The sequence below is a fragment of the Mesorhizobium sp. genome, assembly GCF_004962925.1.
Taxonomy (GTDB): Bacteria; Pseudomonadota; Alphaproteobacteria; order Rhizobiales; family Rhizobiaceae; genus Mesorhizobium.
On the sequence record NZ_SUEO01000337.1, the window covers coordinates 1 to 2,600 of the forward strand.

The 2,600-nt window shown below is 65.2% G+C and carries 3 protein-coding genes; all 3 read left to right on the forward strand.

Going from position 1 to position 2,600, the window contains the following annotated elements:
* Positions 1–816 (forward strand): ATP-dependent helicase C-terminal domain-containing protein (locus E5W87_RS34310; protein ID WP_292408040.1); only part of this gene is annotated, 816 nt, incomplete at its 5' end.
* A gap of 84 nt (positions 817–900) precedes the next feature.
* Positions 901–2,226, forward strand: coding sequence for an ActS/PrrB/RegB family redox-sensitive histidine kinase (locus tag E5W87_RS34315; RefSeq protein WP_292408052.1), 1,326 nt, complete (start codon positions 901–903; stop codon positions 2,224–2,226).
* A 64-nt stretch (positions 2,227–2,290) separates the two neighbouring features.
* Positions 2,291–2,600 (forward strand): response regulator (locus E5W87_RS34320; protein ID WP_292408043.1); only part of this gene is annotated, 310 nt, incomplete at its 3' end.

Below are 2,600 nucleotides of genomic sequence, written 5' to 3' on the forward strand. Positions count from 1 at the left end.
GACCTGCAGGGCAAGGCGCAAAACGCTCGCATCACGGCAGCAGCGGCGACAGATGAGACCGACATTCGCACTTCGCTTGCCGACAAGATCGAGACCCACCGGGAAACGAGCTTCGACCGAGACCGGCGCGCGGTGCGCGTGCGCGAAACCGTTCGCCTCGGCGCCATCACTCTGTCCGAACGCATGCTGCCGGCGCCATCAGGTGCCGACGCGGATCGCGCCATCCTTGACGCCTTGCGCCAAGACGGGCTGTCGCTTTTGCCGTGGGGCAAGGAAGCGGAAACGCTGCGCCAACGGCTCGGCTGGCTGCATCGCGGCCTCGGCGCGCCCTGGCCCGACGTTTCCAACGCCGCGCTCATCGATAGCCTCGACGACTGGCTGCTGCCGTACCTCTCTGGCGCGGCGTCGTTTGTTGCGATCGACCCGGGCGTGCTTTCGGCCGGCCTCATGGCATTGGTGCCGCACGATCTCCAGCGCAGGATCGAGGCGCTGGCGCCGACCCATTTCGACGCGCCGTCAGGCAGTCGCGTGCCGATCCGCTATGATGGCGAATGGCCGGTGCTGGCGATCCGCGTGCAGGAGCTGTTCGGGCTCGACCGGCACCCTGCCATTGCCAATGGCACCGTGCCGCTGACGCTCGAGCTCTTATCGCCGGCGCACCGGCCTATCCAGACGACACGTGACCTGCCCGGCTTCTGGCGCGGTTCCTGGGCCGATGTGCGGGCCGACATGCGTGGCCGCTATCCCCGGCACGTCTGGCCGGAGAACCCGCTTCTCGCCACCGCCACCAGCCGCGCCAAACCGCGTGGCAGCTGATGCAGCCCGACCATGATCCGATCCTGGTCAACAAGAAGACAGAAACATCTACCGCTTCTCCTTTCCCGGCTATAATCCTTGGTCATGATAAACATCCTGCAGGCGCCCGACTTCCAGCAAAGCCAGCGGCTGCGTCTCAACACGCTGATCAGGCTGCGCTGGCTCGCCATCGTCGGCCAGAGCCTGACGGTGCTCGTCGTCGCCTACGGGCTGAAGTTCCCGCTGCCGGTCAGCCTTTGCTTCGCGCTGATCGCCTGCTCTGCCTGGATGAACCTGTTGCTGACCTTCCGCTATCCGGCAGCGCATCGGCTGACGCCGCTGCCGGCTTTCGCCATCCTGACCATCGACAGCCTGCAGCTTGCCGGCCTGCTCTACATGACCGGCGGCCTCACCAATCCGTTTTCGGTGCTGGTGACCGTGCCCGTGGTCATCTCGGCGACGTCGCTGCCGCTGCGCCTGACCGCCATCCTCGGCGCGCTGGTGATGGTGGCGGCAACCTTGCTGGTCTTCTTCCATCTGCCGCTGCCCTGGTATGAGGGCGCGCCGCTGGAGATGCCGTTCATCTATGTCGCCGGCATATGGATGGCGGTGTTTTCCTCGATCGCCTTCACCGCGATTTACGCCTTCCGCGTGGCCGAGGAAGCTCGCCTGCTCGCCAACGCGCTTGCCGCCACCGAGCTGGTGCTGCAGCGCGAGCAGCACCTGTCGGCGCTGGACGGCCTTGCCGCCGCCGCTGCGCATGAGCTGGGCACGCCGCTTGCCACCATCACCCTTGTTGCCAAGGAGATGGAGAAGGCGCTCCGCAACGATCCGAAATACGGTGAGGACGTGACGCTGCTGCGCTCGCAGAGCGAGCGTTGCCGCGAAATCCTCAAACGCCTCACCAGCCTGTCGTCCGAGGGCGAGGCGCATCTTTCCCGTCTGCCGCTGACCTCGCTGGTCGAGGAGATGACGGCGCCGCACCGCGATTTCGGCATCTCGATCAAGCTTCGCCCCGGCGAGCGCATCGGCCCCGAACCGGTAGGGCGGCGCAATCCCGGCGTCATCTACGGCCTCGGCAATCTGGTCGAGAACGCCGTCGATTTTGCCCGCAAGGCCGTCACCGTGCGCTGGAGCTGGAACGAGGCCGCCGTTACTTTCTCGATCACCGACGACGGGCCGGGTTTCCCTCCCGAAATCATTGACCGCATCGGCGAGCCCTATATGTCGACACGCCAGGGCACCGAGGCCGGCGGCGGCCTGGGCCTGGGGCTTTTCATAGCCAAGACCTTGCTGGAACGCTCGGGGGCTACGCTTGATTTCCGCAATTCAAACGAGCCGGGCGAGGGCGCCATCGTGCAGATATCGTGGCCACGCAGCGTCTTCCTCAATCCTGAATCGGCTTCGGCCACCATGTTTGACACGGCTTGAATTGGACAATAGCGCTCCAAAACTATATTTGCGTAAAAATCGGGCAGCAGGAATTTAGAAGACGATGAACGGCGACGAAACGATTGGCGCAATGGTTGAAGGCGAGGACACCTCGCTGTTGATCGTCGACGATGACAAGCCATTCCTCACGCGGCTTGCCCGCGCCATGGAAACCAGAGGTTTCGTGGTCGAGACGGCCGAGAGCGTCGAGGAGGCGGTGGCCAAGGCGCGCGCCAACCCGCCCGCCTATGCGGTGGTCGACATGCGGCTCGCCGACGGCAATGGCCTCGATGTCGTCGCCGCCATCCGCGAGAAGCGCGACGACGCCCGCGCCATCATCCTCACCGGCTACGGCAACATCGCCACCGCGGTGA